General features: G+C 71.5%; 21 protein-coding genes and 1 tRNA gene. 8 read left to right on the forward strand and 14 right to left on the reverse strand.

Annotated features, from left to right (window positions below):
* Nucleotides 1-342: 342 nt before the first annotated feature.
* From thrB to GR130_RS32770, 6 genes are all read right to left on the reverse strand, one after another.
* Nucleotides 343-1260: a homoserine kinase gene (thrB, locus tag GR130_RS32745; protein ID WP_159508057.1), complete on the reverse strand. Its 918-nt coding sequence runs from the start codon at nucleotides 1258-1260 to the stop codon at nucleotides 343-345.
* A gap of 328 nt (nucleotides 1261-1588) precedes the next feature.
* Nucleotides 1589-2674 carry a threonine synthase gene (gene thrC / locus GR130_RS32750; RefSeq protein ID WP_159508058.1) on the reverse strand — a complete coding sequence of 362 codons (1086 nt, stop codon included), beginning with the start codon at nucleotides 2672-2674 and terminating at the stop codon, nucleotides 1589-1591.
* Between the two features lie 8 nt (nucleotides 2675-2682).
* Complete coding sequence (locus tag GR130_RS32755; RefSeq protein ID WP_159508059.1) at nucleotides 2683-3975, reverse strand: homoserine dehydrogenase; 1293 nt, start codon at nucleotides 3973-3975, stop codon at nucleotides 2683-2685.
* A 139-nt stretch (nucleotides 3976-4114) separates the two neighbouring features.
* Entirely contained in the window at nucleotides 4115-5506 is a 1392-nt protein-coding gene (gene lysA, locus GR130_RS32760) for a diaminopimelate decarboxylase (protein WP_159508060.1), read from the reverse strand.
* Nucleotides 5507-5595: 89 nt separating this feature from the next.
* Complete coding sequence (gene nrtL, locus GR130_RS32765; RefSeq protein ID WP_236573751.1) at nucleotides 5596-6969, reverse strand: ArgS-related anticodon-binding protein NrtL; 1374 nt, start codon at nucleotides 6967-6969, stop codon at nucleotides 5596-5598.
* 105 nt (nucleotides 6970-7074) lie between these two features.
* Nucleotides 7075-7620 carry a response regulator gene (locus tag GR130_RS32770; protein ID WP_236573753.1) on the reverse strand — a complete coding sequence of 182 codons (546 nt, stop codon included), beginning with the start codon at nucleotides 7618-7620 and terminating at the stop codon, nucleotides 7075-7077.
* A 212-nt stretch (nucleotides 7621-7832) separates the two neighbouring features.
* On the opposite strand from GR130_RS32770, the gene GR130_RS32775 reads away from it, so the two are divergent.
* Nucleotides 7833-7904: transfer RNA gene (locus tag GR130_RS32775), tRNA-Arg, on the forward strand.
* 300 nt (nucleotides 7905-8204) lie between these two features.
* Here the strand turns inward: GR130_RS32775 and GR130_RS32780 are convergent.
* Nucleotides 8205-9446, reverse strand: coding sequence for a S53 family peptidase (locus GR130_RS32780; RefSeq protein WP_236573755.1), 1242 nt, complete (start codon nucleotides 9444-9446; stop codon nucleotides 8205-8207).
* Nucleotides 9447-10531: 1085 nt separating this feature from the next.
* On the opposite strand from GR130_RS32780, the gene GR130_RS32785 reads away from it, so the two are divergent.
* Nucleotides 10532-10681, forward strand: a complete 150-nt coding sequence (locus tag GR130_RS32785) for a hypothetical protein (protein WP_159508062.1) — start codon at nucleotides 10532-10534, stop codon at nucleotides 10679-10681.
* Nucleotides 10682-10869: 188 nt separating this feature from the next.
* On the opposite strand, the gene GR130_RS32790 is transcribed toward GR130_RS32785, so the two are convergent.
* From GR130_RS32790 to GR130_RS32815, 6 genes are all read right to left on the reverse strand, one after another.
* Nucleotides 10870-12495 carry a hypothetical protein gene (locus GR130_RS32790; RefSeq protein WP_159508063.1) on the reverse strand — a complete coding sequence of 542 codons (1626 nt, stop codon included), beginning with the start codon at nucleotides 12493-12495 and terminating at the stop codon, nucleotides 10870-10872.
* A 36-nt stretch (nucleotides 12496-12531) separates the two neighbouring features.
* The gene (locus tag GR130_RS32795) at nucleotides 12532-13425 is read right to left on the reverse strand and encodes an ABC transporter ATP-binding protein (RefSeq protein ID WP_159508064.1); all 894 of its coding nucleotides are present in this window, start codon (nucleotides 13423-13425) and stop codon (nucleotides 12532-12534) included.
* A 1-nt stretch (nucleotide 13426) separates the two neighbouring features.
* Nucleotides 13427-13858, reverse strand: coding sequence for a hypothetical protein (locus GR130_RS32800; protein ID WP_159508065.1), 432 nt, complete (start codon nucleotides 13856-13858; stop codon nucleotides 13427-13429).
* A gap of 186 nt (nucleotides 13859-14044) precedes the next feature.
* Nucleotides 14045-15259, reverse strand: a complete 1215-nt coding sequence (locus tag GR130_RS32805; protein WP_236573763.1) for a sensor histidine kinase — start codon at nucleotides 15257-15259, stop codon at nucleotides 14045-14047.
* 65 nt (nucleotides 15260-15324) lie between these two features.
* Nucleotides 15325-16002: a response regulator gene (locus tag GR130_RS32810; RefSeq protein WP_159508066.1), complete on the reverse strand. Its 678-nt coding sequence runs from the start codon at nucleotides 16000-16002 to the stop codon at nucleotides 15325-15327.
* Nucleotides 16003-16060: 58 nt separating this feature from the next.
* On the reverse strand, nucleotides 16061-17356 hold the full coding sequence (locus tag GR130_RS32815; RefSeq protein ID WP_201305064.1) for a cytochrome P450: 1296 nt from the start codon (nucleotides 17354-17356) through the stop codon (nucleotides 16061-16063).
* Nucleotides 17357-17786: 430 nt separating this feature from the next.
* Between GR130_RS32815 and GR130_RS32820 the strand changes: the two genes are divergently transcribed.
* From GR130_RS32820 to GR130_RS32840, 5 genes are all read left to right on the forward strand, one after another.
* Nucleotides 17787-19187: an FtsW/RodA/SpoVE family cell cycle protein gene (locus GR130_RS32820; RefSeq protein ID WP_159510359.1), complete on the forward strand. Its 1401-nt coding sequence runs from the start codon at nucleotides 17787-17789 to the stop codon at nucleotides 19185-19187.
* The gene (locus GR130_RS32825) at nucleotides 19184-20638 is read left to right on the forward strand and encodes a penicillin-binding transpeptidase domain-containing protein (protein WP_159508068.1); all 1455 of its coding nucleotides are present in this window, start codon (nucleotides 19184-19186) and stop codon (nucleotides 20636-20638) included. Before GR130_RS32820 ends, GR130_RS32825 begins: the two co-directional genes overlap by 4 nt.
* 116 nt (nucleotides 20639-20754) lie before the next feature.
* Entirely contained in the window at nucleotides 20755-21237 is a 483-nt protein-coding gene (locus GR130_RS32830) for an HD domain-containing protein (RefSeq protein ID WP_159508069.1), read from the forward strand.
* Between the two features lie 107 nt (nucleotides 21238-21344).
* The gene (locus GR130_RS32835; protein ID WP_159508070.1) at nucleotides 21345-22244 is read left to right on the forward strand and encodes an ABC transporter ATP-binding protein; all 900 of its coding nucleotides are present in this window, start codon (nucleotides 21345-21347) and stop codon (nucleotides 22242-22244) included.
* Between the two features lie 129 nt (nucleotides 22245-22373).
* Nucleotides 22374-23234, forward strand: coding sequence for an alpha/beta fold hydrolase (locus tag GR130_RS32840; RefSeq protein WP_236573766.1), 861 nt, complete (start codon nucleotides 22374-22376; stop codon nucleotides 23232-23234).
* A 23-nt stretch (nucleotides 23235-23257) separates the two neighbouring features.
* On the opposite strand, the gene GR130_RS32845 is transcribed toward GR130_RS32840, so the two are convergent.
* Nucleotides 23258-24385 (reverse strand): ferritin-like domain-containing protein, encoded by a 1128-nt coding sequence (locus tag GR130_RS32845; RefSeq protein ID WP_159508071.1) that lies wholly within the window; start codon nucleotides 24383-24385, stop codon nucleotides 23258-23260.
* A 204-nt stretch (nucleotides 24386-24589) separates the two neighbouring features.
* Here GR130_RS32845 and GR130_RS32850 point away from each other — a divergent pair, with 204 nt between their 5' ends.
* On the forward strand, nucleotides 24590-25516 hold the full coding sequence (locus GR130_RS32850; protein WP_159510361.1) for an AurF N-oxygenase family protein: 927 nt from the start codon (nucleotides 24590-24592) through the stop codon (nucleotides 25514-25516).
* Nucleotides 25517-25543: the final 27 nt, after the last annotated feature.

Below are 25543 nucleotides of genomic sequence, written 5' to 3' on the forward strand. Positions count from 1 at the left end.
GTCTGGCTCGGCGACCGGTTGTGCTGTCCGGCTGGGTCCTCGGGTCTTGCGGACCGGGCCGGGGCGGTGGTCCCGCCGGATACGGCGGAAGATCAGTTCATGGCTCCGGCGTGAAGATATGCGGTGTGGCTCTGGTTCGTCACGCCGATTCCGGAGCGTGCTCACTTCTGCTCAGGCCATTGCTCCAAGCAGTTTGGGAGGCTCCCGGAAGAAAGTGGTCCCGAAGGGGGACACGAAGCACCGCGCCACACTGGCGTCGAGTACTGACTTGAGGTTAACACTACCGGATCCAACAAACATTCCCCCTCTCAAAGACCGGCAATCGTCGATCACTGGTCGTGGTCACCCGGCGAGCGGCAGCACACACGTACCGGCCGCGTCGAGGGTCAGCCGGTTGGCCGCCCACCCCTCTCCCGCCAGCGCCGCGACCTTGTCGGCCGCCGCGTCCTCGACCAGCGCGAGCACCGTCGGGCCCGCACCGGAGATGACTGCGGGGACGCCGTCCGCGCGCAGTCGGTTCACCAGGGCCACGCTCTCCGGCATCGCGGGGGCGCGGTAGTCCTGGTGAAGTCGGTCCTCGGTCGCGGCCAGCAGCAGCTCGGGGCGCCTGGTCAGGGCCTCGACGAGCAGTGCGGCGCGGCCGGCGTTCACCGCGGCGTCCACGTGCGGGACGGTGCGCGGCAGCAGTCCACGGGCGGTCTCGGTGAGCACCGGCTTGCCGGGCACGAAGACCACCGGAACGATGGAATCGGCGGGATCCATCCGGATCGCGCGAGCGGTTCCGGTGTCCATCCAGGCGAGCGTGAAGCCGCCGAGCAGGCAGGCGGCGACGTTGTCGGGGTGCCCCTCGATCTCGTTGGCCAGTTCCAGCAGCGCGGCGTCGTCGAGCTTCTGCTCGCCGCCTATGGTCACGGCGCGGGCGGCGACGATTCCGGCGCAGATGGCGGCCGATGAGGAGCCCAGGCCGCGGCCGTGCGGAATGCGGTTGGCGCAGACGATTTCCAGGCCGCGCGGCTGCCCGCCGAGCAGGTCGAAGGCGGTGCGCAGGGACCGTACGAGCAGGTGGCTCTCGTCGCGCGGAAGGGTGTCGGCCCCCTCACCGGCGATGTCGACGTGCAGCCCGGAGTCGGCGACACGCACCACGACATCGTCGTACAGGCCCAGGGAAAGACCCAGGGCATCGAAGCCGGGACCGAGATTGGCGCTGGTAGCGGGGGTGCGCACCCGGACGGCGGCGGCGCGGAACGCGGGACCGGCCATCGCTCGATGACTCTCCTTGATTGATGCTGCGGTACTGCCCCCGAGCACAGCGCCGCGGCACCGAGGTGCCCGGACGGCTCGTGGGGTCTGTTCTGACCTGCCCTGCACGCCACTGCGTTATGCCGTGGGGAGGGGAGTTGGGTGCCAGCCTATCGAAGGAAGGTTCTGTCGCGACATAGGGCGCACAGGAGGCGCACGATGCGTGTCGCGCGCCTTCCTGTGCCCCTGGCCTGGCTTTGCAGGCTTTGCGCAATTTGCTGCACGGCGGATGACGGGGGGCCGGCCGCCCCGTCATCCCCTGCCGTACGCGCAGGTCACGGAGGTCCGGTCAGCCGAGTCCGAGCCGCTCGGCGGCGGCGTCCGCGTCGATCGGGACGGTGACCGGCTGCGGCGCTCCGGCGACCGCCCAGTCCGGGTCCTTGAGGCCGTTGCCGGTGACCGTGCAGACGATCCGCTGGCCGGGGTCGACCCTGCCCTCTTCGGCGGCCTTGAGCAGACCGGCGACCGAGGCGGCCGACGCGGGCTCCACGAAGACGCCCTCCTGCGCGGCCAACAGGCGGTAGGCCGCGAGGATTTGACGGTCCGTCACATCCTCGATGAGGCCGCCGGACTCGTCCCGGGCGCGCTCCGCGAACTCCCATGAGGCGGGGTTGCCGATGCGGATCGCGGTGGCGATGGTGTGCGGGTCCTTGACGACCTCACCGCGCACGATCGGGGCGCTGCCGGACGCCTGGAAGCCCCACATCCGCGGGGTGTGCGAGGCGATGCCGTCGGCCGCGTACTCCTGGTAGCCCTTCCAGTAGGCCGTGATGTTGCCGGCGTTGCCGACGGGCAGCACGTGGATGTCCGGGGCGTCGTCGAGCATGTCGACGATCTCGAAGGCGGCGGTCTTCTGGCCCTCGATGCGTACCGGGTTGACGGAGTTCACAAGTGCGACCGGGTACTTCTCCGAGAGGCCCCGGGCCAGCGTCAGGCAGTCGTCGAAATTTCCGTCGACCTGGAGGATCTTGGCGCCGTGCACGAGGGCCTGGCCCATCTTGCCGAGCGCGATCTTGCCCTGCGGGACCAGCACCGCGCAGACCATGCCGGCCCGGACCGCGTAGGCGGCGGCCGAGGCGGAGGTGTTGCCGGTGGAGGCGCAGATGACCGCCTTGGCGCCCTCCTCCTTGGCGCGGGTGATGGCCATCGTCATCCCGCGGTCCTTGAACGAGCCCGTGGGGTTGGCGCCCTCGACCTTGAGGTGCACCTCGCAGCCGGTGCGCTCGGACAGCACCTGGGCCGGCACGAGAGGCGTGCCGCCCTCCCGGAGGGTGACGATCTCGGTCGTGTCGCTGACCGGAAGCCGGTCGCGGTATTCCTCGATGATTCCGCGCCACTGACGGCTGGTGGTGGTCACGGTGGAATTGGCAGACATGGGTTCCTTTACTCCCCTTCGACCCGCATGATGCTGACGACACCGCGGACGGTGTCCAGCTCGCGCAGTGCCGCGACCGTCGACGACAGGGCCGCGTCGGTCGCTCGGTGGGTGACGACGACGAGGTCCGCTTCGCCGTCCTTACCCTGCTGACGGACCGTATCGATCGATACGCCGTGTTCGGCGAAAACCGTCGCTACCTGCGCGAGAACGCCGGGTTTGTCGGCCACGTCGAGACTGATGTGGTAACGGGTGACGACCTCGCCCATGGGGCTCACCGGCAGCGCGGTGTACGCGGACTCCCCCGGCCCGGTGGCACCGGCGAGCTTGTTGCGGCAGACCGCGACGAGGTCGCCGAGGACCGCGGAGGCGGTCGGCGAACCGCCCGCGCCCGGCCCGTAGAACATCAGCCGGCCGGCCGCGTCGGCCTCCACGAACACCGCGTTGTACGCCTCGCGCACGGACGCCAGCGGATGCGTCAGCGGGATCATCGCAGGGTGCACCCGCGCGGTCACCGACGCGCCGTCCGCCGCCCGCTCGCAGATGGCCAGCAGCTTGACGGTGCAGCCCATGCGCTTGGCGGAGGCGATGTCGGCCGCGGTGACCTCGGTCAGCCCCTCGCGGTGCACGTCGTCGATGGTGACCCGGGTGTGGAAGGCGATCCCGGCGAGGATCGCGGCCTTGGCGGCGGCGTCGAAGCCCTCGACGTCGGCGGTCGGGTCGGCCTCGGCGTAGCCCAGCGCGGTCGCCTCGTCCAGCGCCTCGCTGTAGCCGGCGCCGGTCGAATCCATCTTGTCGAGGATGAAGTTGGTGGTGCCGTTGACGATGCCCAGGACGCGGTTGACCTTGTCACCGGCCAGCGACTCGCGCAGCGGGCGCACCAGCGGGATCGCACCGGCGACCGCCGCCTCGTAGTACAGGTCGGCGTTGTGCTTCTCGGCCGCCGCGTGCAGCGCGGCGCCATCGGCCGCCACCAGCGCCTTGTTGGCCGAAACCACACTGGCGCCGTGCTCGAAAGCGGTGGTGATCAGCCCGCGGGCGGGCTCGATCCCGCCGATCACCTCGATGACGACGTCGATGTCGCCCCGCTTGACGAGCGCGGTCGCGTCGGTGGTGATCAGCTCGGCCGGGATGCCGTCGCGCACCTTCTCGGGGCGGCGGACGGCGATCCCGGCGAGCTCCACGGGCGCACCGATGCGGGCCGTGAGGTCGTCGGCGTGCGTCGTCATGATGCGCGCCACCTCTGAGCCGACCACACCACAGCCCAGCAGCGCCACCTTCAGCGGACGCGTACGCATCATTCGACCTCGTCTTTTCTTCGATCCAGCGGTTTTCATGCTTGGTCATGCACCAGTCTCACGCACCGGACGGCTCTTTCCGTCGTTGGTCCGGATACCGAGACATTTATTTCATCCGGGGCCCGGTCCCGGCGATCCGCCCCTACCCGACGTCCAGCCGCAGGAGATCTTCCTCCGTCTCCCGCCGGACGATCACCCGCGCCGCACCGTCCTTGACGGCCACGACCGGGGGCCGCAGCGCGTGGTTGTAGTTGCTCGCCATGGAGCGGCAGTACGCACCCGTGGCCGGCACCGCGAGCAGGTCCCCGGGCGCCACGTCACCGGGCAGGAAGGCGTCGCGTACGACGATGTCGCCGCTCTCGCAGTGCTTGCCGACGACCCGGGACAGCATCGGCTCGGCGTCCGACGAGCGGGACACCAGCGCCACGCTGTACTCCGCGTCGTAGAGCGCCGTACGGATGTTGTCGGACATCCCGCCGTCCACGGACACATACGTCCGCAGCCCTTCGAGCTCCTTGACCGTGCCGACCTCGTAGAGCGTGAACGCCGTCGGCCCGATGATCGCCCGCCCCGGCTCGACCGACAGCCGCGGCACCCGCAGCCCGGCGGCCTCGCACTCGCGGGTCACGATGTCGCCCAGCGCCCTGGCGATCTCGTGCGGCTCGCGGGGGTCGTCGTCGGAGGTGTACGCGATCCCGAGCCCGCCGCCGAGGTCGATCTCCGGCAGCTCGACGCCGTGCTCGTCGCGCACCTCGGCGAGCAGCTGGACGACGCGGCGGGCGGAGACCTCGAAACCGGCCATGTCGAAGATCTGCGACCCGATGTGGCTGTGGATCCCGATGAGTTCGAGGCCGTCCAGCTTCAGCGCGCGGCGCACCGCCTCGGCGGCCTGGCCGCCGGCGAGCGCGATGCCGAACTTCTGGTCCTCGTGCGCGGTGGCGATGAACTCGTGCGTGTGCGCCTCGACGCCGACGGTCACGCGGATCTGCACCGGCTGCCGCTTGCCGAGCTTCTCGGCGATGTGCGCGACCCGCACGATCTCCTGGAAGGAGTCGAGCACGATCCGGCCCACCCCCGCCTCGACGGCCCGGGTGATCTCCTCGGTGCTCTTGTTGTTGCCGTGCAGCGCGATCCGCTCGGCGGGCATCCCGGCGGCCAGCGCCGTTGCCAGCTCGCCGCCGGAGCAAACGTCGAGATTCAGCCCTTCTTCGTTCAGCCATCGCACGATGGCCCGGGAGAGGAACGCCTTGCCCGCGTAGAACACGTCGGCGTCCGCCCCGAACGCGTCCTTCCAGGCCCGGCAGCGCGCCCGGAAGTCCTCCTCGTCCAGGAAGTACGCCGGCGTGCCGAACTCCTCGGCGAGCGCGGTCACGGCCAGCCCGCCGACGGTGACCACACCGTCGGCGTCGCGCCGGACGGTACGGGACCAGACCTGCGGGTCAAGGGTGTTGAGGTCGGCGGGCGGCCCGGCGTAGTGCCCTTCAGGCAGGACGTCGCCATGCCGGGGCCCAGCAGGATGCGCGGAACGACTCATAACGGAACGATCCCCTCAAAATCTTTCAGAGGTAGTCATCAGGGGTGCGCGAAGGCAGTAGGACGGATCCATCAGGCGCCTCACACACATCAGACGTATTCAGGAGCAGAGATGCCGAGCAGGCGCAGGCCGTTCCCCAGCACCGTCCCCGCGGCCTCGGCAAGAGCCAGTCGGGCACGGTGCACGGCCGAGGGTTTCTCCTCGCCGACGGGCAGCGGCGGAAGTTCCTCCCGGCACCGGAGCCAGGCGTCCGCGGTCGCCTCCAGATGCCGCACCAGCCGATCCGGCGCCCCCAGCCGCAGAGCGCTCTCCGTGGCCGACGGGTACGTCGCCAGGCACGTCTGCAGGGCCTGAAGGGTCCGCGACGACCGCCCGCCCGCGGGCCCCTGCGGATCACGCGGATGATACGGATCAAGCGGACGCCCGGACTCCACCGGGCCGTCCCCGGCCGTCATCACCTCGCCGGGCTCACCCGCGAACCCCAGCTCGCGCGCGCCCCGCACCATCGCCCGGGTCCGGGCGTACGCGTACTGCACCCGGAACCGCGGATTCTCCTCCCGCTGCACCGGCCGCTCCGGCACCCGCACCGGATCCTGCGCCGCCGGCCGCAGCAGCACCCAGCGCGCCTCGTCCGAACCGAGCCGCGCCACGAGCCCGGCCAGCTCGGCACGGGCGGAAGCCGAGGACGAGACGGAGGTGGAAGCGGAAGCGGAAGGTGAAGCAGAGGATGAGACCGCGACGGGAGCGTGGCCGTGGACGTCGGCGAGCGCGACGGTGGAACCCGAGGCAGTGGAATGCGAGGCAACGGCGGCAACCGCGGCGACCGCGGACTCCGATCTGGCCCCAGAAGAACCAGAAGCAGAAAGGCAGTTGACGAAATCCGCACCCTCACCGACCAGCCCGTCATCGAGGCACGCGACGTGGTCGCCGCGGCCGGCCGCCCGGCCGGCGCCACCCGCTCCGATCCGCGCCAGCACCTCGGCCACGACCAGCCCGCGCGCGCCACCGCCCACCGAGGCCGCCACAGGGCCCGAAGCCCCACTCCCCTGCCCGCCCCCGGAAGCACCCGCCTTCGCGGAATCGCTCGCCTTCCCGGAGTCACTCGGCTCCCCGGAAGCACTCGGCTCCCCATACGCGTCCCCACGCGCCAGTACGTCCCGTACGAGCCCGGCCAGCGCCCCGTCCCCCAGCGTGAAATTCAGGAAACCGGGTCCCGCGATATCGACCCGGGCGATCCCCGCACTGCCCGCCAGCCGCTTCCGCAGAATCTCGGCCACCTCCCGGGCCGGCCGGCCCGCGGGCCCGGCCAGCTGCAACGCGATGTTGGAGGCGTAGTCCCCACACCCGGGCCGCGGCGGCGGCTGCACCACGATCCGCGCCGGTACGGCCACGGAGAGCTCCCGCTCCTCAACGGCACCACGCACGGAGCGCAGGACGGTACGGGAGAGCTCGGCGGGTGTCACAGGACAAGCGTATGGGAGAAGGGGGGCGTCCATGCGACCCGGTTTCGCCCTGTGGACACCCGGCGACATCCGGCCCGCCCCGCCCCGGCCCCTCGCCCCGCCGCCTCAGCCCGCCGGTCGCCCCCCGGCCCCGGATTCCCCACCGCTCTCGACAGCGCTCTCGACCCCGTCCCCCACGGCGTTCCCCTGGGTACCGTCGGCGGCCGTCATGCCGCCCCCCGCCGCCTCGCGCCCGCCCTCGGCCTCCCCGCCCTCGGCACCGCGCTCCCGCTGCCGCCCCTCACGGACCAGCAGCCCGACCGTACGCACCAGCTCCGTCGGCTCGAACGGCTTCGCCAGAAAGGCGTCGATCCCCACCGACTCGCCGTTGTCCACCTCGCCCTGGGTGCACGCGCTGACGATGGCGATCGGGATGTCCCAGGTCCGCGGGTCGGAACGCAGTCGCGCGGCGGTGTGCAGGCCATTGAGCCGCGGCATCACCACGTCGAGGGTCACCACATCCGGTCTTACGTGGTGCACGACGTCCAGACATTCGGCACCATCAGCCGCGGTCACGACCTCGAAGCCCTCCAGCTCAAGGTTGACCCTGATCAACTGCCGGATCACCTTGTTGTCGTCCACGACAAGGATCCGACCGGACAAGCCAGGCACACGATGAGACTAGGGGCCCACCTGCGGCTGCGTCCCGGTTTTGCCCACTTCCGCCCCCGTGCGGGGGACCTTTCCACGAGCACCGCCGGCACACCCGCCCCATGCGCTAAAAGCACCCTTCCCTCACCATCCGCCCACTCCCAAAACCCTGTTCATGAACACCCCATCAGAGCTGGTAGGGTTCTACCCGTCGCCGCAAGAACAGCGGCAACGCCCCCGTAGCTCAGGGGATAGAGCAACGGCCTCCGGAGCCGTGTGCGCAGGTTCGAATCCTGCCGGGGGCACTCGCCAGTCAGTCAGCAGGAATCAGCTCTGACCAGGACGAGCGCCGACATGAAAGAGCGGGAGTCAGTCTCACTGACTCCCGCTCTTTTTTACTGCCTCTCACTGATCGCGACACACCTCCGGCGCACTCCTCAAGCCGTGTCGCCGTTCTCCTCCAGCGCCTTGGTGATCTCCACATCGACTGCTTCCTCGTGGCCATCGATGCAGCCGTGACACCGGCGGTGGATCACCTCCTGAGCGGCCGGCGCGGGCCCGGTCGGTCTGCGGCAGGCGCCCGCCCCTCGGGGAGGGGAATGCTTTCAGCCCTTCTTGGCAAGGGCCGGGACGAAGCGGGCCGCGTCGATCGTGCCGACGCCGGTCGCCATGTCGTAGCCCTTCACCGCGGTGTAGCCGGTGACTCCCGCGTAGCTGCTGCTGGTGCCGTCCTTCACATCCACGATCCCGGCGGACGGGTTCCGCGAGGACTGCGCGGACAGCGAGTACAGGGCCTGGTGGATGTCACCCAGCCGGTGCCCGGCGACCTGGTCGGCCAGGGCCACGATGCCCGCAAAGAGAGGGCTGGCCGCGCTGGTGCCGTAGCAGACATCCCAGCCGACCCGCTTCGGGTCGTAGCTGGAGTACACCCACGGGGAGCCGTTCATCGCGGCGGACATCGAGACGTCGGGGGTGCCGCGGCGGTCGCCGACCACCCGCTCGACCCCGTTCTGGTACGAGGGACGGGCGAAGACATGGGACGGGCCGCCGCCGCTCGCGCCGTGGTCGTTGTAGACACTGTCCGGCGCGATGCGGTCGCCCTTGGCGTCCAAGTGCAGTCGGGTGCCGCCGACCGAGACGGTCAGCGGGTCGGAGGACGGCCAGGAGTTGGCCCTGTACGGGTAGTTGGCCTGGCCGTTCGCGGTGGGGCTGGTGGCTCCGTCGTCGCCGGAGGCGGCGAGGACGGTCACACCGTGCCTGGCCGCGTCCTTGAAGGCGTACCGCAGGTTCTGAATGCTGGAGAAATCACCGCTGCGGAAGCCGGGGAAGGTGTTCTCCGTCGCACCGAAACTCTGGCTGATCACATCGCCCACACCGCGGTCGATGAGCGACTTCTCGGCGTCCATCATCTCTCGCAGGCCGGTGGTGCCGTCCCCGCTCTGGTTGACCCCGGTCTCCACCAGGACGATGTGCGCGTCCGGGGCGACGGCGTGCGCCATCTCCACGTCAAGGGTGCTCTCCCCGGCCCAGAAGTTATGGGCGGGGTTGGCGGCGTCGAAGGACGGGACGGTACCCCACTTGACCACGTCGACGTGGGTGCTCTTCATACCGAACCGGGTGCTGTAGACATCCAGGTCGTGCTGGATGGTCGGCGAGCCGAAGGAATCCACGATCACGATCGTGCGCCCCTTGCCGGTGACCCCCGCCCGGTACAGCGGGTTCAGGTTGTACGCCTGCTGGTACTGGGTCGGGGTGTAACAGGAGATCTGCCACTTCACCTGGCACTGCTCGGTGGTCAGCAAGCCGCGGGCCGTGTTCTCCGATTGCCGCCCGGCTTCTACCGGCACGGCTTTGGCTCCTTGCGCCGCACGCACGGGGGCGGCGACGGCAGGATCGGAAAGAACGGGTGATATCAGAGCGACATTGGCGAGGGTGGCGACCCCAGCCATTGCGACCACGATGCGGTGCCGCGCACGAACTCTGCGCATGATCAATCCCCTTGCAAGGTGAGACCCCCACTCGACAATTGCCGCAATCCCACCCCGAGGCCCTTCGCAGGGCAAGCACTTACCCCTGTGCGACTTCTCACTGATGTGCGACTTGTCACAGTTGTCCGATTCGGGATCGTGTGCCATGCCGGGGGCGCTTCGAGTGAAGCGCTGGAAGACCCCGTGACCAGCGGACAAGCGGTCAGCGGGGTCTTTGTGCATGTGCGGGCGGGTGCCGCCGAACGCAGGCCCATGACAGTGATCACGTCATGGCGAGGTGGTGATCTCGGCGGGCTTCCTCGCAGGTCAGCGCCCGTTTCTCCGCCCCTCATCATGCCCGTCCGGACATGCCCCAGACCCAGGGCGGCGGCCGTACTGTCGGTGCCCCGGGTCACCTTCGTACGCAGGCGAACAGAAGACGATCTCCGTCGCCGCCGCGGTTGTTTTCCAGGGTTCGTCGCGAGCGCCGGCCGCGCGCCGGGTCGTTTCCCTGGAATCCCGGGGAGCAGTTCACCGAACCGTCCGTGCCGGGCCTCGCAGACGAGCCTTTCGGCGACGTTTACCCGGCGTCATTCCTCGGGGCAATGGCGCCTGGGCTTGCCGTGCTCAAGAGGGAAAGGGGTGATCGGGGTACAGGGGTGTAGGGCATATGAGGGTTCTTGGTGCCTGCGGGGATTCCGGTTCGGTGGTTGGGGCATTACAGCGGAACCGTAGTGCCTGTGCAGTGCAAAGGAGTGGTTCCTGGAGCGGCAGGGATTCTGTGTTGTGCTAGCGATAACTACCCCTTTGGGTCTGCGATTTGCCCCCCTTCAGCATCGCGATCGGTCGGACGCAGCATCGTCGGGCAGCCCGTCTCGACAGAGCTGCGCATTCACAGATGAGGGGATTGATGCGCATTGTCCACCTACGAGCCGTCACTCCGGGGCCTCTGGGCAGCGGTCATCATGCTCGGTGCACTCATCGCCGCGATGCTCGGCACGGTCATTCTCTGGACCGTGGGAGCACCCGCCTACACCTCGCTGGGTGCGGGAGGTGCCACGTTCATCGGTGTGGCCACCCTGGGGTTCACCCTCAGGAAGTTCTTGACCGAGTGACCGAGTGGCCGAGTGACCACCATTACCGAGTGAACGAGTCATCGAGTCAGTCGCCGAGTGGGTTGGTGAGGCGGTGTGGGAGTCCTCGCCGAGGCCGCTCCGCTCACTGGGAAGGGCCGGGCCCGGGGAGACCGGGGCCGGCCCTTCGCTGCTTCGGGGGAGTTCTGGGGCTTTGGTGACTTCTGGGGCTACGGTCGGCGGCGCACCGCCACCGCCATCCCCACCCCCAGCAGCGCCGCCGCGGCCGCGAGCGTCGCGGCCGGGTGCGGGCCCGGGAAGTGGGCGGGGGTGTGTAGCGCACCCATGTAGTCGAAGAGGGGGAGGCCCGTCGCGACGGTGTACCAGAGGGGCAGGTAGAGCGCCTGGAAGAGGCGGTGGGTACGGCTCAGCGTGCCCAGCGCCAGGGCCAGGGAGGGGATGAAGAGGGCTCCGGCGGTCCAGGCGGCGGCGCCGGGCAGGTCGGCGGCGGCGAGCATGCGGACGAGCGGGGCCGCGCCGGTGAGGGCGGCGAGCGTCGCGCCCGCGGCCCACTCGGCGAGCAGCCGCGGGCCGGGGGCCGGGCAGGCGGCGAGCAGGACGTCCGCGCGGTGTTCGTGGCCCTGGGTGCCGAGCCGGGACCACAGCAGGATCGGCCAGAGCCAGGCCAGTGGGAGCAGCACGCGCACGGTGCCGGGCAGCGGTGCGGCGAACCCGGCGAGGGCGATGAGGGAGGCACCGGCGTACCACCACCAGGGGGTTCCCCGGAGGAGGATGCGGAGTTCGCCCGCGTAGAGCCGGCGCAGGGGCGGGAGGCCGGTTGCGGACGGCGGCTGGGGCGACGGTCCGGGCCACCGTCGCTGCCGCCCGTACGGCGACGGCCGAGGGAACGCCAAAGGTTGTGGTGGCACGGGAGATGGGTGGTCGGGTGGTTGGTGGTCGGGTGGCGTTCTGTGGGTATGCGGTCCGGTCGGTTCAGGTCGTTGGCGGGCCGGGTCGAAGCGGGGGAACCAGAGGGCTGGGAGGACGGCGAGGGCGAGGGCGATGAGGAGTACGGCCAGGCGGCCGAGGGTGTAGGCGGGGGTGGGGGTGAACCCGTGCCAGGGAAACGGGGTCAGCGGCTTGTCGAGATAGGTCAGCCCGAGGCTGAACTCACCGGTGAGGCGGAGATGTTGGGCGACGGCCGCGTCGCGCAGGGACGCGGCCACGGCGTTGACTCCGGTGCCGCCGAGGGGCAGACCGGGGCCCTGGCCGCCGGTGGCCAGGACCAGCCAGATGCCGAACCAGACGATGTTGCCCAGCCCCGTCCGCAGCAGCGGCAGGGCCTCGAAGAGCAGCGCGAGGGCGGCGGTCAGCGCGACCAGGGGCAGCGCCATGAGGACATAGGGGCGGCAGAGCGCGAGGAGGTCTACTGCGGTGGACTCGCCGCGGGTGAGTTGCATGACGAGCGCGGTGGCGGCGAGGACGGGCAGCATGGAGGTGAGCAGCAGGAGGTTGCCGAGGAACTTGCCGGCCAGGTAGGCGGGGGTGCGGAGCGGGGTCGCGGCGATCAGCCGGCCCACACCGGAACTCCGGTCGCGTTCGAGGGAGTTGCGGGTGAGGTAGAAGCCGCCGAGGCTGATCCACAGGCCGCCGGCCAGGGCCGTGACGGTGCCGACGTAAGCACTGTTGTAGCGGCCCCGGTAGTCGCCGATCTGGAGGATCGCCCAGTGGGCGCCGGAGTCGGGAACCGCCACGTAGCCGAGCAGCACCGCCGCGGCCAGGGTGACGAGGTAGGCGGGGCGGCGGACCCGGTCCCGGAAGTCGGCGAGGGCGGGAGCGGTGATGCCCCGCGTCAATTCCCCTAGGGTGAGGGCAGGTTGGGGGTGCACTGTTCACGCTGCCTTGGCGGGGCGGGGGGTGGGCGTGCCGTGGACGAGGGAGAGGTAGGCGTCTTCCAGGTCGGGGGGCACCTGCGCCGCGCCCTCGTACGGCCGGTGCGGCGACAGCAGGCGGATGCGCACGCCCTCGGGGGTGCGGGCCAGGCGGCTGACGGTGTGGCGGGCCTGCACCGCCGGGACGGAGGCGGGGTCGACGAGGACTTCCCAGACCTGGCCGGCCACCGTGCGCAGCAGTTCTTCGGGGGTGCCGCGGACCCGGAGGCGGCCGGCGGCGAGGACCGCGATGTCGGTGGCGACCGACTCGATGTCGGAGACGATGTGGGTGGAGAGCAGCACCACCCGCTCCGCCGCCAGATCGCTGAGCAGGTTGCGGAACCGGACCCGCTCCTCGGGGTCGAGACCGGCCGTCGGCTCGTCGACGACGATCACCTGCGGGTCGGCGAGCAGGACTTGCGCGATGCCGACCCGGCGCAGCATGCCGCCCGAGTAGGTGCCGAGGGGGCGCCTGACGGCGTCGGTGAGGTTGACGAGTTCGAGGAGGTCGTCGATACGGGCCGCGGCCACTGCGCGCGGTACGCCCTTGGCGGCGGCCAGGTAGCGCAGGAACTCGCGTGCGGTGAGGTTCGGGTAGACGCCGAAGTCCTGCGGGAGGTAGCCGAGCGCCCGGCGCAGCGGCTGCGGCCGGGCGACCGCGTCGGCGCCGTGGAAGAGGACGGTGCCGGAGGTCGGGCGGGTGACGGTGGCGGCGATCCTCAAGAGGGTGGACTTTCCTGCCCCGTTGGGGCCGAGGAGGCCGCACAGGCCGGGCGTGAGGCGGAGCGTCAGGTCATCGACGGCGGGGTGTGTGCGGCCTTTGTAGCGCTTGGTGACGGTGCGGAGGTCGAGCATGTCAGCCGCGCTTCCCGGTGGGAGCGGCGGTGCCGGTGAGGGAGGTCGGCCTGCCGTCCTTGGTGACGGCGATGCCGCGCGGGACCTCGACCTGGAACCTGGCGTCGCAGAGGGCGATACCGCTGCACCCCGCGTCGATGTCGAGGGTGTCGCCCTTCAGTACCCAGGTGAGGTGCTCGGTGCCGGCCGCCGCGTCGAACCAGCGGGTGACCTTGACGTCGTGCCGGTCAGTGGCGATCAGCCGGGTGGCGACCTCGTGGGTGGTGAGCTTCAGCGTCCTGCCCGTATAGGGGAAGGTCTTGGTGACGGGGGTGGCCTTGGCGGCGTCCACGGAGCAGGCGGTGGCCGGCAGGACGGCCGCGGCGGCGAGCGCCGCGACGAGGGCGGTGGGGCGGCGGGTGCGGTGGCGGGCGGGCCGGGAAGGGCGGTGCATCGGGGTCTCCTGAGGCGTGGTGGCGGCGGGCGCGGGGACGCCCGGCGGCTGACGCCGGAAAGGATTCCGGGGCGAGGGTGGCGGGCACATCTGCCGATCGGCAGATATGGGGGCCCCGGTTTCCCCTGGGGGGTTCGGTTTTCCTTGGGGACCTCGCCTTCCGGCCCGGTGCGATGCCGGGGCGCCCTACCGGCGTTCGGCCGGCGGCAGCAGGCAGCTCACCCGCCAGCCCGGTCCTGGTCCCGGCCCCGCCCCCTCCTCCTCGCCCACCGGGCCCGCCTCCAGTACGCCGCCGAGGGCGGTGACGCGCTCGGCCAGGGCGGCCAGGCCGGTGCCGCCGCCCTCCCGGGTGGCCGCGGGCGTCCCGTGCGGGCCAACGGCGTTGTCGACCACGGAGATCCGCAACCCGCCGTCCGGGGACCGGCCCGCCGTCACCGCCACCCGGGTCGCCGCCGGCGCATGCCGCCGCACATTGGTCAGGGCTTCCAGGACGACCCGGTACGCGGTGTCCTCGGCCTCCCGCGACAGGTCGCCGGCCGGCTCCGTCCCCTCCCCCGCCCCGATCCGCACGTCCACCCGCGCCGGGGTCATCGCGGCGAACCGCGCGACCAGTTCGGGGAGGTCGGCCAGGCCGTGGTGGCGGGTCGGCGGCGGCTCCAGCGGTGCGCGGTCGCCGGCCGCGCGCAGGGTCTGCACGGTGCGGTCCATGGAATCCAGCGCCCGCAGCCCCGCCTGCTCGATCCGTTCCAGGAGGGCGCGGTCGCCGCCGGCGCCGCCGCCGTCCAGTTGGGCGGCCTGCGCCTCCAGCACGATCCCGGTCACCTCATGGGCGACGAAGTCGTGGAGGTCCCGGGCGAGTTCCAGGCGCTGCTCGCGCCGAGCCAGCGCGACGGCGTGCGCACGCCGGGTGTCCAGCGACCGGAGATAGAGCCCGGTGCCGGCCGCGCCCGCGGCGGGGAAGAGGGCCAGTGCCACCATGACGACCGATTCCTTCGGCCCGGTCTGCGCCGCGTGCAGGGTGAAGCGCAGCGGGAGCGCGACCGCCGCCGCCCCCACGAGGACGGCTGCCCGGGGACGCGGCAGCCGCCGAATCGCCCGGTAGAGGAGGACGAGCAGCGCGACCGACTCGAAGGGCGCCCACAGGAGGACCAGCCCCGGCGCGCCCCCGTAGGCCAGGTCCGCGGCCAGGGAGGCGAGTGCGGTGCCACCCGCCGCGTGTGCCAGGGAGACCCGGCCCGCCGGCCAGGCCGCGATCGCGGCGACGAGGGCGAGCGCGGCCATGACCGCGGGCACCGAGCCGGCCGGCGGCGCCACGACGGCCGGGGCGAGCATCGACAGTGCGGCCGCACCGCACCACCACCGGCGGCGCCGCGGACGCCGTAACGCGGCTCCGTGATCCATACGGAAGAGGCTAGGGCCTCGCCGATGGGCGGGGCCGGGTCGGCGTGGGCGTGGGCGTGGGCGTCCTAGGGCATCCGCCCCGTCGCGTACCCCAGTTCCCAGGCGCGGACCGCGATGCCGACACGGTTACGGACGCCCAGCTTCCGCTGGATGCTGGCGACATGGGTCTTGACCGTGCCCGCCGAGATGAACAGCTCACCGGCGATATCGGCGTTCGTCCTGCCCTCCGCGACCTTCCCGGCGATCTCGATCTCCCGTTCCGTCAGCACCTCGTCGCGCCGCCGCTGCCGGTCGCGCCGCGGAGCTGTGGCCGGGTCCCCGGTGACGTGCCGCAGCAGCCGGACGGTGATCGACGGGCTGATCAGGCTGTCGCCGGCCATCGCCGCCCGGACCGCCTCGACCAGCAGCGCCGGTCCCGACCGCTTCAGCAGGAAGCCGGAGGCGCCGAACCGCAGTGCGGGATAGACGTATTCATCGAGGTCGAAGGTGGTGACGACCACCACGCGCACCGGATGCGCCGCCTCGGGGCCGGCCAGCAGCCGGGTCACCTCCAGGCCGTCCCGGCGCGGCATCCGGATGTCCACCAGCGCCACGTCCGGCAGCAGCCGCCGTGCCGCGTCCACCGCGGCCACGCCGTCGGCCGCCTCGGCGACGACCTCCATGTCCGGCTGGTGCTCCAGGATGCGCCGCATGCCCCGGCGGACCATCTCCTGGTCATCGGCGATCAGTAGGCGAATGGTCACGGGCGGATTGTGCCAGCCGGCGGCGGAGGGGCGTACGTCGCCGGTGGTGGGGCCGGGATCAGCCGTCGAGCCGCACCGGCAGCGATTCGATGCCGTACACGATGGAGAGCTTGCGGAAGGCGAGTTCCTCGGGGGCGGCGGCGAGGCGCATGGTGGGGAAGCGGCGGACGAGGGCGGGGTAGGCGGCGCGGAGTTCCATGCGGGCGAGTTCGGCGCCTACGCAGCGGTGGATCCCGTAGCCGAACGCGAGGTGGGAGGGGACGTTGCGGTCCGGGTCGAACCGCTCCATTTCGGGCCCGAGTTCGCCGTCCCGGTCGGCGCCGCTGAGGGAGCAGAGGACGACGTCGCCGGTGGCGATCCGCACGCCGCCGATCTCCATGTCCTCGCGGGCGAAGCGGGGGAAGGCGACCTGGACGACGGTGAGGTAGCGGAGGAGTTCCTCGACATAGCGGTCGACCGCCTCGTCGCCGTCCTTGAGGGCGGCGAAGTGCTTCGGGTCCTGGAGGAGGACCAGGGCCCCGAGGGCCAGCATGCTGGCGGTGGTTTCGAAGCCGCCGGTCAGCACGCCGTCGGCGAGGCCGGCCAGTTCCTCGTCGGAGACCGCGTCGCCGTGCTCCTTCACGATCATGCCGAGCAGTCCGTCACCGGGGTTTTCGCGCTGCTTCTTGACGATGTCCCGGAAGTAGGAAAGGGATTCGGATATGGCGCCGAATGACGCGTTCGCACCGCTGAAGAGGTCGAAACGGGCAGCGCTCAGCCGCTCGAAATCGGCCCGGTCCTCGTAAGGGACGCCGAGGAGTTCGCAGATGACCAGGGAGGGAATGGGCAGCGCGAAGGAGTGGACGATATCGACCGGTGCGCCGTCCCGGCCGGCAGCTTCCATGGCGTCGAGGCGTTCTTCGACGATTTCGTGGATACGGGGGGTGAGCCGGCTCAGTCGGCGCATGGTGAATTCGGGGGTGAGCAGGCGGCGGAGGCGGGTGTGGACGGGCGGGTCTGCGAATCCCAGGCCGCCGGGGTTCTGTTCGGCGCCGGCGCCTGCGCTGCCGACGAGGTTGGTGAAGTCGGAACTGAAGGCATTGGCCTTGCCCAGTACGGCCTTGACCTCGTCATAGCCGGTGACGAGCCAGACATTGGCGGCGATCGGCACCGGGAGCTTGCTGATGGGCTCCTTTTCGCGGACGGCCGCCAGTTCGTTCACCGGGTCGAGGCCCTCGCGCCGCAACGGCATCAGGACGGATTCGGGCAAGAAAGACATTCGAGACAGGTCGAAGCCCTTCTTCCTCGTTCTCGCCAGATACATACGGCCGGCCCAGGCAATGATCCGGGAACGGAGGGTCGTCATGACGCTCATACTGCCTTTCGTCGCGGGGGACGGTCGCCCGCGCTCGGCCGCCCCCGGGGGCCGAAACGGCGCGGGACCTCCACTCGGCGTGCACGGATGTGACATACGCCATAGCCCCTCGCGTGCGGCGCCATGGCGCAGGTCCATGACGTCGACCGGTGCGTTCGGTCGTCCGCATCAGCGTGACGAGCTCGGCCTTCTGCTATTCGTTCCGACCGAGTTTACAAACTGCCATTGACCTCGTTCACCGAACAACCCTGGGTTACCCCCGCGGGGCGCCGGCTCTCCCCCTGGGACGCGGGACGGAGCGCGGCGGGTTGCCCACCCCGCTCCGCATCCCGGCCGAGTTCCGTGTGCGCACCGGCCTCCGCCCGGAACGCCGTATGCGACATAACGGAAATATGGGCTCCTGCTTGCTACGTTGCCGGATATGGCAGATATGACGGCGCCCGCGGCGAAAAGGGCGGCCGGCGCACACCCCGAGGGCACTCCCCCACCCTCGCCGCCGCTCCCCAAAAGGCGGGGCATCGAACTGGCCCTCCTCATGGGCGCCGTACTCCTCAGCGCCTGCGGATATGTGGTCGTCGGCTTCGCCCGGGCGCACCCGGTGCCGAGCGGGGCGGCCGGTTACGGGGCGGGGCTCGGCGGACTGGCGCTGCTGGCACACCTGGCGGTGCGGCTGCGCGCCCCGTACGCCGATCCGCTGCTGCTGCCGACCGCCGTCCTGCTCAACGGCCTCGGCCTGGTGCTGATCTTCCGGCTCGATCTGGAGACGCCCGCCGACCCGGCCGCGCCCGCGCAGCTCGTCTGGTCCACCGTCGGCGTCGGGCTGTTCATCGCGGTGGTGGTGCTGCTGCGCGACCACCGCACGCTCCAGCGGTATGCCGACGGGTGCGCCGCGCTGGCGCTGCTGCTGATGGTGGTGCCTATTTTCTTTCCCGCGGTCAACGGCGCCCGGATCTGGATCCGGGCCGCCGGATTTTCCATTCAGCCCGGTGAGTTCGCCAAGGTGCTGATCACGGTTTTCTTCGCGGCATATCTCGCGGCGAACCGAAATGCGCTGGCGCACACCGGGCAGTCCGTGGGGCGATTGCGACTGCCGGCCGGGCAAGTACTGGGACCGGTGGTCACGATTTGGCTGATCAGTGTCGGGGTGCTGGTACTGGAACGGGATTTGGGCACCTCGCTGCTTTTCTTCGGGATTTTCGTGGTGCTGCTGTACGTCGCCACCGGGCGGACCGGGTGGATCGCGGTCGGGGTGCTGCTGGCCGCGGCGGGCTCGGCGGCCGTCGGCACGCTGGAGCCGCATGTGCACGGACGCGTACAGGACTGGCTGCATCCGTTCGCCGGGATCACGGCGGGCCGCGGGCCGGGGCAGCTGGCGCAGTCGCTGTTCGCGTTCGCCGCGGGCGGGTTGTTCGGGACCGGCCTCGGGCAGGGGCATTCGTATCTGATCGGGTTCGCGCAGAAGTCGGACTTCATCCTGGCGACCTGGGGCGAGGAGTTGGGGCTGGCCGGGCTGACCGCGCTGCTGGTGCTGTACGCGCTGCTGGTGGGCCGCGGGTACCAGGCGGCGCACGGGCTGGGCGATCCGTTCGGCAGCCTGCTGGCCGTCGGGCTCGCGGCGCTGCCCGCCCTCCAGGTCTTCGTGATCGCGGGCGGGGTGACCGGGCTGATCCCGCTGACGGGGATGGCACTGCCGTTCCTGGCGCAGGGCGGGTCGTCCGTGGTGACCAACTGGATCATCGTCGCGCTGCTGGTGCGGATCAGCGACCGGGCGCGGGCACCGCGGCCGGCCCCGGACCCGGCGGCGCCCACCGCCCCGGGAGGCGCCCGGTGACCCGCGCCATCCGGCACACCGCCGCCTTCTCCTTCCTGCTGCTGGTGGCCCTGCTGGTCAACGCCGTCCGGGTGCAGCTCATCGAAGCGGACGGCTACAACGCCAACCCGGCCAACCGGCGGGCCAGCATCGTCCGTTACGCCCAGCCGCGGGGCACCGTGGACGTCGGCGGCAGCCCGGTCACCGGCTCCCGGGACAGCGGCGGGCGGCTGCGGTACGAGCGCACCTACACCGAGGGGCCGCTGTACGCGCCCGTCACCGGCTTCTCCTCGCAGCTCTACGGCACCTCGCTGATCGAGCACGCCGAGGACGGCATCCTCGCCGGCACCGACGGCCGGCTCGCGCTCTTCCCCGGGTGGGGCCGGCTGACCGGGGCGCTCCGGCCGGGCGGCCGGGTCGAGACCACCATCAACCCGGCGATGCAGCGCGCGGCCTACCGCGGGCTGGACGGCAGGAAGGGCGCCGTGGCGGCGGTCGAGCCGCGGACCGGCCGGGTGCTGGCGCTGGTGAGCAGCCCCTCGTACGACCCCAACGAGCTGTCCGGCAACGGGGCTTCGGTCTCCGACGCCTGGCGGCGGCTGAACCGGTCGGAGCGGCAGCCGATGCTCAACCGGGCGCTGCGGCAGACCTATCCGCCCGGCTCCGTCTTCAAGGTCGTCACCGCGACGGCCGCGCTGGAGAGCGGCCGGGTGCGGGACATCGACGCCCCACTGGACCTCCCCGACCCCTATACCCTGCCGGGCACCCACACCTCCCTCGGCAATCCGGCGCCGGGCTGCGAGCACGCGAGCCTCAAGGAGGCGTTCCGGCTCTCCTGCAACACCGTCTTCGCGCGGCTGGGCGTGGACGTCGGGCTGCGGGAGATGGCCGGCACGGCGGAGCGGTTCGGGTTCAACGACCGCGGGCTGCGGATCCCTTCCCCGGTCGTGCGGAGCACGTTCGACACCCGGATGGATCCGGCGCAGTTGGCGCTCTCCTCCATCGGGCAGTACGACACCGCCGCCACCCCGCTCCAGATGGCGATGGTCGCGGCGGCGGTCGCCAACGACGGCCAGCTGACGCCGCCGCACCTGGTCGACAAGGTGACCGACGCGGGCGGGGTGCTGGTCGCCGCCGGAGAGCGCCGCCCCACCCAGGAGGTGATGAACCCGGCCACCGCCGAGCAGCTCCAGGAGATGATGACCGAGGTCGTGGCGCACGGCAGCGGCCGGCCGGCGGCGATCGACGGGTTCACGGTGGGCGGCAAGACGGGGACCGCGCAGCACGGGGAGCGCAACGAGGGCATGCCGTATGCCTGGTTCGTCTCCTGGGTGCGCAACAAGGACAACCACGAGCCGGTGGCGGCGGTCGCGGTGGTCGTGGAGGACGCGGAGGCCGAGCGCGAGGACATCAGCGGGGGCGGCAGCGCCGGGCCGATCGCGCGGGCGGTGATGGCGGCCGGGCTGCGGTGAGGAGCGGCGGTGCGGAGCGGCGGTGACCGCAGTCCAGGGGGGCGGCCGCCCGGCCCGGTTCCCTTACTCCCGGCCCCCGCCCCCGGCCTCCCGAACTCCCCGGCCACAATGGCCGTATGGCTTCCCAGGAGATCCCGTCCGCGTCCGCCGCGGCGCGCCCGCCGCTGTCGCTCGCCGAGGTCGAGGCGGTGGCCCGGCGCGCGCACGCGGGGCAGACCGACAAGGCCGGCCGCCCGTACACCGAGCACCTGGCCGCGGTCGCGGCGGGCGTACGGGAGCGCGGCGGCAGCGACGAGCAGATCGCGGCGGCCTGGCTGCACGACGCGGTCGAGGACGACGCGCTGAGCGAGGCGTGGCTCGATCAGGCGGCGCTCACCCCGGCGACCAGGGCGATGGTGCGGGCCGTCACCAAGCGGGCGGGCGAGCCGGTCGAGGAGTACACCGCCCGGGTCCTGGCCACGCCCGGCGCGCTGCTGGTCAAGGAGGCCGATCTGGCCCACAACGCCGATCCGGCGCGGCTGGCCGTCCTGGACGCGCCGACCCGGGAGCGGCTGACCGCCAAGTACGCCCGGGTGCGGGCGCTGCTGGGCCTGTCCTGAACCGCCGCCGGACGTCACCCCCCGGCGGTCACCACCGGGTGTCGGGACCCGATTCCACCCACCGGACGCCCGCACGGATAGCTGCCGTACGCAGCTAGTCTGCCGCGATGACTCCCCCGCAGACTTCGCAGCCGCGGTCCCCGAATCCGCACGCAGGCCGGGTGATCGCCGCGCTGGACGGCGTCGGTGTCCGCCGCCACACCACCGGCCAGGTCGTCCTCGACGGCATCGACTGGACCGTGCGGTCCGGTGAGCACTGGGCGCTGCTCGGCGCGAACGGCGCCGGCAAGACCACCGTGCTGCGCCTCATCGGCGCCCTGATGTTCCCGACCGTGGGCACCGTCGAGGTGCTCGGCCACCGGCTCGGCTCGGTCGACCTACGGGAACTGCGGGCCGTCATCGGGCTGGTGTCCAGTGCGCAGAAGGTCCCCCAGGACGCCACCGGGCACACCGTGGTGCTGACCGGCGCGACCGGTACGGTCCAGCCGCTGTGGCGCAGGTACGACGCGGCGACCCGCGAGCGCGCCCACGGGCTGCTGGCCGAACTGGACTGCAAGGAGCTGGCGGACCGCCCGTTCGGGGTCTGCTCGGGCGGCCAGCGGGCCCGGATCCTGATCGCCCGCGCGCTGATGGCCGGCCCTCCCCCGGCCACCGCTGGGAGCCACCCCCGGCTGCTGCTGCTCGACGAGCCCTTCAACGCGCTCGACCTGCCCTCGCGCGAGGACCTGATCGACGCGCTGCACCGACTGGCCCTGAACCGGCCGGAGTTGGCGACGGTGACCGTCACCCACCACCTGGAGGAGCTGTCCCCCGCCGTCGACCACGCCGTGCTGCTGCGCGAGGGGCGGGTGCAGGCGCGCGGCCCGCTCGCGGAGGTGCTGACCGGTGAGCGGATGACGGCCTGCTTCGGGCGGCCGATCGAGGTGTCCCGGCACGAGGGGCGCTGGCTGGCACGGTCGGGCCGGAACCAGGGCCTTCCCGGCCCTGTCCCACTGGACGGCCCCTAGGGTCTTCCCGGCCCTGCCCCCGTTGAAGGTCCCATGGATTCCAGGGGGTTGCGGTGGCGCCGCCGGCGCGGTCCGGCAGGATACCTACCGGCGCGACCACATTCTCTCTTCTCGCCACGGGGGCCACCGATGACAGCGACGTCCACCGCCACTTCCGCGTTCCGTGCCGCGTACGGGCAGGCCATGGCACTCTGGCCGGTCCCGGTCGAACGGCTGGAGCTGGCCGGGGAGTTCGGCACCACCCGCGTCAACGCCTGCGGGCCGGCCGGCGCACCGCCGCTGGTGCTGCTCTCCGGCGGCGGCGTCACCTCGGCCGCCTGGTACGCGCATGCCGCCGGCTTCGGGCGGACGCACCGGGTGTACGCCGTGGACCTGATGGGCGCGCCGGGGCTGAGCGTGCCCGCGGGGCGGGCGCTGCGCACCCCGGACGACCTGACGGCCTGGCTGGACACCGTGCTGGACGGCCTCGGGCTCAACGCCACGGCGCTGCTGGGGCATTCGTACGGGGGCTGGATCGCGCTGCGGTACGCGGTGCACGCTCCGGAGCGGGTGGCGCGGCTGGTGCTGCTCGACCCGACGCAGTGCTTCGCGGGCTACCGGGCGTCGTATCTGCTGCGGGCCGCGCCGCTGTTCCTGCGGCCCGGTGAGGCGACCACCCGGCGGTTCCTGGCGTGGGAGACCCGGGGCGGCCGGCCTCTCGCGCCCGAGCTGGTACGGCTGATGGGGCTGGGCGCCCGGGACTTCCGGAGCGCGAAGACGATCACCGGGCCGCGTCCCGACGTGGCGCGGCTGGGCAGCACCGCCCCGCCCGCGCTGGTGCTGCTGGCGGGGCGGAGCAGGGCGCACGATCCGCGGCAGGTCGCCGAGCGGGCGGAGCGGACGCTGGCCGGCGCGCGGATCGAGACCCTGGCGGGGGTCGGGCACCACGCGATGCCGGAGAGCGAGGTGGCGGAACTCGACCGCCTCGTCACCGGCTTCCTGGCGGAGTGAGCCGCCGGCTCTCCCCGGAGCTCTCAAGGAGCAGGGCGGACCCCCGTCGCGGACGCGCCCTGGGCTATGGCGTCCGCGACCTCCGCCTTGCGGGCCGCCTCCTCGGCGGCGAACCGTTCCGCGTCCAGCCTCTCCGCCACTTCCTCGTCCTGCGCCATCAGCAGATCGAGGTTGGCGTCGCCCATCTCGAAGACGCCCATGTCCAGGTACGCGCGCTGGAGGCGTTCGCCCCACAGGCCGATGTCCTTGACACACGGCACGATGCGGCTGAACAGCAGCTTCCGGAAGAGGTGCAGGAATTCGGAGCGCTCGGTGAACTCGGCGGCCTCCTTGCGCGGGATGCCGTAGTTCTCCAGGACCTCCACACCGCGCAGCCGGTCGCGCATCAAGTAGCAGCCCTCGATGACGAATTCCTCGCGCTCGCGGAGTTCGGCGTCGGTGAGCTGCCGGTAGTAGTCGCGCAGCGCCATCCGGCCGAAGGCGACATGGCGCGCCTCGTCCTGCATGACGTAGGCCAGGATCTGCTTCGGCAGCGGCTTGTCGGTGGTGTCGCGGATCACGCCGAAGGCGGCCAGCGCCAGCCCCTCGATCAGTACCTGCATGCCCAGGTAGGGCATGTCCCAGCGGGAGTCCTTGAGGGTGTCGGCGAGCAGCGCCTGGAGGTTGTCGTTGATCGGGTAGAGCATCCCGATCTTCTCGTGGAGGAACCGGCCGTATATCTCGGCGTGCCGGGCCTCGTCCATGGTCTGGGTCGCGGAGTAGAACTTCGCGTCGAGGTCCGGGACGGACTCCACGATCCGCGCGGCGCACACCATCGCGCCCTGCTCGCCGTGCAGGAACTGGCTGAACTGCCAGGCGGTGTAGTGCTGGCGGAGATCGCCGCGGTCCTTCTCCGTCATCCGGTCCCAGTACTTGGTGCCGTACAGCGACATGGCCTCGTCGGGGGTGCCGAGCGGATCCTTGGGGTCGACCTCCAGGTCCCAGTCGATCCGCAGGGTGGCGTCCCACTGCTTGTCCTTGCCCTTCTGGTACAGGGCGAGCAGCCGGTCGCGACCGTCGTCGTATTCCCAGCTGAACCGGGCCGCACCAGCGGCGGGCACGCTCCACAGGGAGTCTCCTGGGTCCTGCGTGTACAGCTCTCGGGTCGACACCGCGATCTCCTCCCACCCCGCCGAACACCGTGTCACGGGCGGATGGTTGGCAGGCTCACACGCTTCTTACCCATGGGTCAATAAGTCGCGCGGGAGGGATTGACGTCCTTACTGACGCGGAGTCTCATAAGAGGCGACCGCGTGTGACCGCGGGTAACCCACGAGCGAGGTGTAGCCGGAGCCATGACGAGTGCGCCCACCCCCATGACCCTGACGGATACCGAAGTCCTGCGGGACGCCCTCGGGCTGCTGAAGGACCGGGAGCAGGTCGCCGAGCGCCTGCTCGACTCCTCCGCCCGGCACTCCTTCGACCCCGACACCGAACTCGACTGGGACGCGCCCCTCGAAGAGGGCAGGTGGTTCTGGCCGCCGGAGCTGGTCTCGCTCTACGGCACCCCCATGTGGCGGCGGATGTCGCCGGAGCAGCAGCAGGACCTCTCCCGGCACGAGGCCGCCTCACTCGCCTCCCTGGGCATCTGGTTCGAGATCATCCTGATGCAGCTGCTGGTGCGGCACATCTACGACAAGCCGGTCACCAGCGCCCATGTCCGCTACGCGCTCACCGAGATCGCCGACGAGTGCCGGCACTCCAAGATGTTCGCCCGCATGATCCAGAAGGCCGGCGCGCCGACATACCCGGTCACCCGGCTCAACCACAACCTCGCCCGGGTCCTCAAGACCGTCTCCACCACGCCCGGTTCGTTCGCCTGCACCCTGCTCGGCGAGGAGATCCTGGACTGGATGCAGCGCTTGACGTTCCCGGACGAGCGGGTGCAGACGCTGGTGCGCGGGGTGACCCGGATCCATGTCGTCGAGGAGGCCCGGCACGTCCGCTACGCCCGCGAGGAGCTGCGCCGCCAGATGGTCACCGCGCCGCGCTGGGAGCGGGAGTTGACCCGGATCAGCTCCGGCGAGGCGGCCCGGGTCTTCTCCGTCGCCTTCGTCAACCCGGACGTGTACGCGAACGTCGGTCTGGACCGGCGCGCGGCGATAGCCCAGGTCAGGGCCAGCGGCCACCGCCGCGAGGTGATGCAGAACGGCGCCCGGCGGCTGACCGACTTCCTCGACGAGATCGGCGTTCTGCGCGGCGCCGGCCGCCGGTTGTGGCGCAGCTCGGGCCTGTTGGCGTGAAGGACCCGATTGCCCCCGATACGTCCC

The sequence above is a fragment of the Streptomyces sp. GS7 genome (assembly GCF_009834125.1).
Classification (GTDB): Bacteria; Actinomycetota; Actinomycetes; order Streptomycetales; family Streptomycetaceae; genus Streptomyces.